Origin of the sequence: Novosphingobium anseongense, from assembly GCF_037482895.1 — a bacterium.
GTDB lineage: Bacteria > Pseudomonadota > Alphaproteobacteria > Sphingomonadales > Sphingomonadaceae > Novosphingobium > Novosphingobium anseongense.
This window is the reverse complement of sequence record NZ_JBBHJZ010000018.1, coordinates 1-1,181: the sequence shown is the minus strand read 5'-3', so window position 1 is coordinate 1,181 and position 1,181 is coordinate 1. Positions and strand designations below refer to the sequence as shown.

Below are 1,181 nucleotides of genomic sequence, written 5' to 3'. Positions count from 1 at the left end.
GCGGCTTTCCAAAGAATGAGGATGTTGACACCGCGATAGGGGCGTTGGCTCAAGGCATTACGAGGCACGCCGACCAACGCGTTGCCACGTAGCCCCCATGGCTGCACCCACGGAAGTCGCCCCTGCTTCAACTCGGCGAGAAACCACGCTGTCGGGTAGGTAGAAGAGCTGGTGCCAAGACCATTGCAGGGCCGCAAGTCTGAATGCCTCGAGAGGCAATATGCAGGCTCGTAGGACATCAGACCTCCGAAGCTGCCCAAGAGACCAGACCACAGCAGGTTGCCACATACGCAACCCAATCCCGTATGCCTGCCCCAGGGAGGGGGGTGGGCGGCGAAATGCGACCGGAAAGGCCGGCTGAAGGAGGCGAGCGGCACCCGCAGGGCCGCAACGTAGTGGAGGACGCGGGGCGAAGCCCCGCGTTGCGGCTCGCCGCAGCCGGCCTAGAAGGGAGCGCCGCCCAGACCTCGACCTGGGGTCGGCCTATCAAACAACGCCATCGCGCAGCGATGGCCGCTGCTTCGCCGAGCGACATTCGATGCGATGGCTCGACAAATGACCGTCAGCCGAGCGCGCTAGCCCGTTCACCCAGACATGCTCCCCACATCGTTGACGCTGTCGCAGTGTGGGTCAACAGCCCGTCACCATCCGCAAAGATCACTTCAATTCATGACACGCGCCGCCCGAGATAGATTCACTTCGGAGCAAAATTCCACGTTCGATCCTCCAGGCGAGATTGCATTTTCGCGCGCGTCACACGAGAATAAAGCATGAACTTTACCGCCCCCACTTGCCGAGGACTGACGGACAGAGCGCGCGTTAGGGCCAGCGGCGGTGCGTGACGACCTCTCCCACCTGCCTGAGAAGCAGCAGTCCGAGCTCGCCCGCGCCACAAAGATCCTCATGGAGGAGTTCGAGAAGGCAATCGCGCTCGCCAACTCGGACTGGAAGCGCAACGGCAAGATCCTCAAGGTGATCCTGTTCGGCTCCTATGCGCGCAGCGACTGGGTCGACGACCCGGAAAATGGTTACCAGTCGGATTTCGACCTGCTCGTCGTCGTCAGCCACGAGAAGCTGACCGACATCGCCGAGTACTGGTACATCGCCGAGGACCGCATCCTCCGGGACGAGACCATTGACCGCCAGGTCAACATCATCGTCCACGACCTAAACGACGTGAA

The 1,181-nt window shown here is 61.7% G+C and carries 2 protein-coding genes; one reads left to right on the top strand and one right to left on the bottom strand.

Annotated elements, in window-relative coordinates:
* Positions 1-239, bottom strand: a 239-nt coding sequence (locus WG901_RS23755) for an ArdC family protein (RefSeq protein ID WP_339589621.1), incomplete at its 3' end; no start/stop codon positions are given.
* A gap of 595 nt (positions 240-834) precedes the next feature.
* Between WG901_RS23755 and WG901_RS23750 the strand changes: the two genes are divergently transcribed.
* Positions 835-1,181: nucleotidyltransferase domain-containing protein (locus tag WG901_RS23750; protein ID WP_339589620.1), on the top strand; the 347-nt coding region annotated here is incomplete at its 3' end.